Source organism: Rhodococcus sp. no. 34, from assembly GCF_054589475.1.
Map to the genome: position 1 here is coordinate 185,833 of NZ_BAAILK010000049.1, position 6,294 is coordinate 192,126.

The following is a 6,294-nucleotide window of genomic DNA, read 5'->3' on the forward strand; positions in this document are numbered from 1 at the left end:
AGATCGCACTCGGGAGCCATCGCCTTGACCGCGACCTGACGGTTCTGCGTGGCGTAACAGATGTCGTCGGACGGCGGGTCCTGCAGATTGGGGAAGCGCTCACGCAGGCGCGCGACGGTCTGCATCGTCTCGTCGACGCTCAGTGTGGTCTGGGAAAGCCAGATGACCTTCGACTCGTCACGAACCGTGACCGCGTCGACCGAATCCGGGCCGTCGACGATGGTGACGTGATCGGGAGCCTCACCTGCGGTGCCCTCGACCTCCTCGTGGCCTTCGTGGCCGATGAGCAGAATGTCGTAATCGTCGCGGGCGAATCGCTTCGCTTCCTGGTGCACCTTCGTGACCAGGGGGCACGTCGCGTCGATCGTGCGCAGGTTCCGCTCGGCAGCCGAGTCGTGGACGGCCGGCGACACACCGTGCGCCGAGAACACGAGCAACGATCCCTCGGGAACCTCGTCGGTTTCGTCGACGAAGATCACGCCTTGATCTTCGAGCGTCTCGACGACGTGGCGATTGTGGACGATCTCCTTACGCACGTAGATGGGTGCGCCGTGCTTCTCGAGGGCCTTCTCGACGGTCTCGACCGCGCGGTCGACGCCGGCGCAGTAGCCGCGAGGCTCGGCGAGGAGCACGCGCTTGGCGCTGCCCTTGCGGGTGGACGGCGAATCAGCCGAGTGCGCGATACCGAGATTGAGAGGAACAGCCGAAGACATGTGACCAGCCTACTGGCACCTCGAACGTGAGACACTCCGGCAAACGTGAACACCTCGGTTTCGGGCTCCGATCGAAGGTTCCGAAGTAAACGAGTACGGCCGTCACAGGCAAGTCGGCTACCGATTGTCGGAGCTTTGCGGCAAGCTGTGGGAATGATCCGACCACCGTTCGTGGCGCGCGTTGCCGCGGGACTCGCCGTCACCGCGATGGAAGAGGCAAAGAAGCTGCCCACCACCGCCGTCGCCCTGCCGATGACCGCCGTGAGCCAGATGCTGCAGACAAGCATGCGCGTGCAGCAGTCGATCACCTCGTTGGCCATCAAGGGCGATCAGGCATTTGCACTGATCAACTGGTCTTCCGAGGACGAACAGCCCGAGTGGGCGGTCTTCGACGAAGACGCCGACGCTCCCGCAGACTCGGCGTCGACCACCGGCGCGACCACCGCTGACACCCCGACCAACGCCGGACGCTTCGCGCTCTACTCGCTCGAGCCGACCGCCCCCATCGAGGAGCCCGCACCCGGCGCCGAGTCCGAATCCGCGGCAGCTACGACGGACGGACCTGCCGAAGAGCCCGAGATCGTCACCGAACTCGACTACCCCAACCTCACACTCGCACAGCTCCGTGCGCGTATCCGGACGCTCAGCATCGACGAGCTGACCGCCGTCCTGGACTACGAGAATGCAACGCTCGCCCGCGCACCGTTCCAGACCATGCTCACCAACCGCATCACCACAGCCAAGGCAAAGTGACTTCCGCAACGCCCCCCGCTTCATCGCAGCGATCGTCCGGCGCCAGCAGTGCTGAGCAGCCGTGGCCGGTCCGCACGGTTTCCGCCAAGGTCGCCGGCTGGATCGATCGGCTCGGCAGCATCTGGGTCGAAGGTCAGATCACCCAGATCAATGCACGCCCCGGCACCCGAACGGCCTTTCTCGTCCTGCGTGATCCGTCGGCAGACATGTCGCTGTCGATCACATGCTCACCGCAGTTGTTGCACAACTCCCCGGTGCCGTTGACCGAGGGCTCGCGTGTCGTGATGTTCGGCAAACTCTCGTTCTACACCGGACGCGGAACGGTGTCGTTGCGTGTCACCGAGATTCGCGCCGTGGGTATCGGTGAGCTGCTGGCCCGCATCGAGAGACTGCGCGCCTTGCTCGCCGCCGAGGGCTTGTTCGATCCGCGGCTCAAACGGCCGCTTCCGTTTCTGCCCGGCACGATCGGCCTGATCACGGGCCGCGCCAGTGCGGCCGAGAAGGATGTCGTCTCAGTCGCCCATCGTCGTTGGCCAGCAGTTGCCATCGCAGTGCGTAACACCGCGGTTCAGGGCCCGACTGCTGTTCCCCAGATCATCGAAGCGCTGAAGGAACTCGACGCCAACCCGGTAGTCGACGTCATCATCCTCGCTCGCGGCGGCGGTAGCGTCGAGGATCTCCTGCCGTTCTCCGACGAAGCGCTGTGCCGCGCCATCGTGGCCTGCACGACGCCGATCGTCAGTGCCATCGGACACGAGCCGGACAGCCCGCTCAGTGACCACGTCGCCGACCTGCGCGCAGCCACACCCACGGACGCGGCCAAGCGCGTCGTACCCGACGCGGTTGCGGAAGCTGCCCTGGTTGCGGATCTGCGTGACCGCAGCGCTGCGGCACTGCGCAGCTGGGTCAAGCGTGAGTCTCATCTGATCGAACAGTTGCGCACTCGACCGGTCATGGCATCACCGCTGCTCGCGGTGGACCGTCGCGCCGAGGAGGTCGAAAGGCTCCAAGCCGCCGGGCGACGCGATGTGACTCGGTTGATCGACTCCGAGTCCCGAACGATCGAGCATCTGCGCGCCCGGCTCACCACGCTGGGCCCCGCCGCGACGCTGGCCCGCGGGTACGCAGTCGTGCAACGTGTTGTCGCCGATGGCGATCCGGAGGTTCTGCGCTCGGTCGAGGACGCGCCACCCGGTACCCAGATTCGAGTTCGACTTGCAGACGGCGCCGTTCGCGCCGCAGTGATGGGAAGAGAAAAATGAGCAACGCCACCGACACCGACATCAACGAACTCGGCTACGAAGCAGCCCGGGACGAACTGGTGAGCGTCGTGAAGATTCTCGAACAGGGCGGTCTGGACCTCGACGCGTCACTCTCACTGTGGGAGCGAGGCGAAGCGTTGGCCAAGCGCTGTGAAGAGCACTTGGCCGGCGCGAGGGCCCGCGTCGAAAAGGCTCTGGCCGAAGCGGACGAGTAACGTCCGCTCCGACCGCAAATCCTATGGCGTGATCGGCTGCGCTGCGCCGACCTTCTCGGCAAGAATCCGGAACTCTTCCGGCGTCGCCGCGCCCGTGAGCAACAGGCGAACATCCCCGACGTCGGTGACCCAGATCGACTCGACACCTTCGCCGCCGAAGACGTTCCACGTATCGGCGCCGACGGTCTCGACTCCGGTCGCGAATCGCTGTCCACCGGCAACGTGTGACACCAACGGGAATTCCTCGGCGTTGCTCTGTGTCAGCTGAATGTAGCGACCGCTGGTCGTGATGAATCCCACAGTGCTCGAATCTCCGCCACCGTCGCCGGAGATGATCTTGCGACTGCCGGAGTTCGGGGTCCACCCGTCCGGAACACCGGGATTACGGATGGGAAATCCGAGTTCCTTCGCGTCGTAGTTCAGAGCTGCGTCCACGTCGACGCTCGGGATAGGCCCCTGTGTCGGGCCGCCAGGACTGAACGTGCACTGGCTGGCGATGCCCGCAATGATGATGCAGAACAGCACCAACGGTACGAGAGACCAGACCATGTCTTTGTTGTCTTCGAGAATGCGGGGTTTCTTCGATGCCACACCCCCAGTATCCAGGTACTGCGCAGTAGATACGATTCCCGGTCCCCTTCGAGCGAGACAAAACGTCGCAGCGGCGACCCGACAGCGCACGTAGCCGCTCCCATCTGGGACAATGACGCCTGAAGAAACCACTGCGTCGACACACCCCGTCGACCGCGACCGCGCCAGGAGGCACCGCACATGACGGCCAGCAGCACTCATCGTGAGACCCCGGACCGTAACCTCGCACTCGAATTGGTCCGAGTCACCGAAGCCGGTGCTATGGCTGCCGGCCGCTGGGTAGGCCGCGGCGACAAGGAAGGCGGCGACGGAGCAGCCGTCGACGCTATGCGTCAGCTCGTCTCGTCCGTCTCGATGCGCGGCATCGTTGTCATCGGCGAGGGCGAGAAGGACGAAGCGCCGATGCTGTTCAACGGCGAGGAGGTCGGAAACGGCGACGGTCCCGACTGTGACTTCGCCGTCGACCCCGTCGACGGCACCACCTTGATGTCCAAGGGCATGCCCAACGCGATCTCTGTTCTGGCTGTCGCCGAGCGCGGCGCGATGTTCGATCCGTCGGCCGTGTTCTACATGGAGAAGATCGCTGTCGGGCCGGATGCTGCCGATGTCATCGACATCAGCGCACCGATCGCCGAGAACATCAAGCGCGTGGCCAAGGTCAAGAAGGCGTCAGTCTCCGACATCACGATCTGCATCCTGGACCGCCCGCGTCACAACCAGCTGATCCAGGACGTACGCGACACCGGCGCTCGTATCCGTCTGATCTCCGACGGTGACGTTGCCGGCGCGATCGCCGCAGCGCGTCCGGAGTCCGGCACCGACATGCTCGTGGGCATCGGCGGAACGCCCGAGGGCATCATCGCCGCAGCAGCCATGCGCTGCATGGGTGGATCGCTGCAGGGCAAGCTGGCCCCCACCGACGACGAAGAGCGTCAGAAGGCCATCGACGCCGGTCACGATCTCGATCGGATCCTGACCACCGAAGATCTCGTCTCGGGCGAGAACGTCTTCTTCTGCGCCACCGGCGTCACCGACGGCGACCTCCTGCGCGGCGTCCGCTACTACGGAGGCGGCGCCAGCACGCAGTCCATCGTGATGCGCAGCAAGTCCGGCACCGTTCGCATGATCGACGCGTACCACCGTCTCGAGAAGCTGCGTGAGTACAGCTCCGTCGACTTCGACGGCGAAGAGGGCGCGGTTCCCCCGACGTTCTGATGGGCTCCGCCCCGTGAGTGGTTAGGGAGTCCCTGCACTCTTTAACCGCTCACGGGGGACGTAGTCCCCTACCCGCTCTCCAAAAGTGGCAATGTGGAGCCATGACGGAGAGCAACGATCAACAGTTCCGAATCGAACACGACACCATGGGTGAAGTTCGGGTGCCCATCGACGCACTGTGGCGAGCACAGACCCAGCGTGCAGTCGAGAACTTCCCGATCAGCGGGCGCCCCCTCGAGCGCACCCAGATTCGCGCAATGGGCTTGTTGAAGGCAGCCTGTGCGCAGGTCAACAAGGACCTCGGACTGCTCGACGCGGACAAGGCCGACGCAATCATCGCCGCCGCGAACGAGATCGCCGAAGGCAAGCACGATGATCAGTTTCCCATCGACGTCTTCCAGACCGGCTCGGGAACCAGTTCGAACATGAACGCCAACGAGGTCATCGCATCCATCGCGAAGGCCGCCGGTGTGGACGTACATCCCAATGATCACGTCAACATGTCGCAGTCCTCCAACGACACCTTCCCCACCGCCACGCACGTCGCAGCTACCGAAGCAGCGGTCACCGATCTTGTTCCGGCACTGGAACATCTGCATGCTGCGCTTGCCACGAAGGCGACCGAGTGGAAGACCGTCGTCAAATCCGGACGCACCCATCTGATGGACGCTGTGCCGGTCACGCTCGGTCAGGAGTTCGGCGGCTACGCACGTCAGATCGAGGCCGGGATCGAGCGCGTCAACGCAACACTCCCCCGCCTCGGCGAGCTGCCGATCGGCGGAACAGCAGTCGGTACCGGTCTGAATGCTCCGGATGGATTCGGCCCCAAAGTTGTTGCCGAGCTTGTCAAGTCGACAGGCGTCGACGCGCTGACTCCGGCGAAGAACAGCTTCGAAGCACAAGCCGCGCGCGACGGACTGGTCGAGGCGTCGGGCGCGCTGCGCACCATCGCCGTCTCGCTGACGAAGATTGCCAACGACATTCGGTGGATGGGATCGGGTCCGCTGACCGGGCTCGGCGAGATCGCCCTCCCCGACCTACAGCCGGGTAGCTCGATCATGCCCGGCAAAGTGAATCCCGTCCTGCCGGAGGCGACCACACAGGTTGCGGCCCAGGTGATCGGAAACGACGCCGCCATCGCGTGGGGCGGCGCTGCCGGAGCTTTCGAACTCAATGTCTACATCCCGGTCATGGCACGCAACCTACTGGAGTCGTTCACCCTGCTGGCCAATGTCTCTCGACTGTTCGCCGACAAGTGTGTCAGCGGACTGGTCGCACACGAGGAGCACCTCAAGACACTCGCCGAATCGTCGCCGTCGATCGTGACGCCGCTCAACTCGGCAATCGGTTACGAGGAAGCCGCAGCCGTCGCGAAGCAGGCGCTCAAAGAGAAGAAGACGATCCGTCAGGTCGTCATCGAGCGCGGACTGGTCCCGGACAAGCTGAGCGAGGAAGAACTCGACAAGCGTCTCGACGTTCTGGCGATGGCGAAGGTCAAGGACTGAACAAACAAAAGAGTGGCGGTTTCCAATTCGGAAACCGCCA

The 6,294-nt window shown here is 64.3% G+C and carries 7 protein-coding genes; 5 read left to right on the forward strand and 2 right to left on the reverse strand.

Annotation, left to right across the window (positions count from 1 at the left end; genetic code table 11):
• Positions 1–713: 4-hydroxy-3-methylbut-2-enyl diphosphate reductase (ispH, locus tag ACYP01_RS29635; RefSeq protein WP_459683608.1), on the reverse strand; the 713-nt coding region annotated here is incomplete at its 3' end.
• A gap of 153 nt (positions 714–866) precedes the next feature.
• Between ispH and ACYP01_RS29640 the strand changes: the two genes are divergently transcribed.
• From ACYP01_RS29640 to ACYP01_RS29650, 3 genes are read left to right on the forward strand one after another with little or no spacing between them, the layout of a single operon-like run.
• Positions 867–1,466 (forward strand): lipid droplet-associated protein, encoded by a 600-nt coding sequence (locus ACYP01_RS29640; RefSeq protein WP_030244398.1) that lies wholly within the window; start codon positions 867–869, stop codon positions 1,464–1,466.
• A complete protein-coding gene (gene xseA / locus ACYP01_RS29645) occupies positions 1,463–2,728 on the forward strand; it encodes an exodeoxyribonuclease VII large subunit (protein ID WP_003945258.1) in 1,266 nt (421 codons plus the stop codon). The genes ACYP01_RS29640 and xseA overlap by 4 nt, the downstream gene beginning before the upstream one ends.
• Positions 2,725–2,943 carry an exodeoxyribonuclease VII small subunit gene (locus tag ACYP01_RS29650; RefSeq protein ID WP_003945276.1) on the forward strand — a complete coding sequence of 73 codons (219 nt, stop codon included), beginning with the start codon at positions 2,725–2,727 and terminating at the stop codon, positions 2,941–2,943. The genes xseA and ACYP01_RS29650 overlap by 4 nt, the downstream gene beginning before the upstream one ends.
• A 21-nt stretch (positions 2,944–2,964) precedes the next feature.
• Here the strand turns inward: ACYP01_RS29650 and ACYP01_RS29655 are convergent, their stop codons facing one another.
• A complete protein-coding gene (locus tag ACYP01_RS29655) occupies positions 2,965–3,534 on the reverse strand; it encodes a DUF4245 domain-containing protein (protein ID WP_003945206.1) in 570 nt (189 codons plus the stop codon).
• A 180-nt stretch (positions 3,535–3,714) separates the two neighbouring features.
• Between ACYP01_RS29655 and glpX the strand changes: the two genes are divergently transcribed.
• Both glpX and ACYP01_RS29665 read left to right on the forward strand, forming a co-directional pair.
• The gene (gene glpX / locus ACYP01_RS29660) at positions 3,715–4,749 is read left to right on the forward strand and encodes a class II fructose-bisphosphatase (protein ID WP_019744581.1); all 1,035 of its coding nucleotides are present in this window, start codon (positions 3,715–3,717) and stop codon (positions 4,747–4,749) included.
• Positions 4,750–4,850: 101 nt separating this feature from the next.
• Positions 4,851–6,254, forward strand: coding sequence for a class II fumarate hydratase (locus ACYP01_RS29665; RefSeq protein ID WP_003945220.1), 1,404 nt, complete (start codon positions 4,851–4,853; stop codon positions 6,252–6,254).
• Positions 6,255–6,294: the final 40 nt, after the last annotated feature.

Bases quoted from the DNA above. Each gene is read 5' to 3' on its own strand.
- ACYP01_RS29640 (WP_030244398.1), top strand. From the start codon at position 867: ATGATCCGACCACCGTTCGTGGCGCGCGTTGCCGCGGGACTCGCCGTC.
- ACYP01_RS29650 (WP_003945276.1), top strand. From the start codon at position 2,725: ATGAGCAACGCCACCGACACCGACATCAACGAACTCGGCTACGAAGCA.
- glpX (WP_019744581.1), top strand. From the start codon at position 3,715: ATGACGGCCAGCAGCACTCATCGTGAGACCCCGGACCGTAACCTCGCA.
- ACYP01_RS29665 (WP_003945220.1), top strand. From the start codon at position 4,851: ATGACGGAGAGCAACGATCAACAGTTCCGAATCGAACACGACACCATG.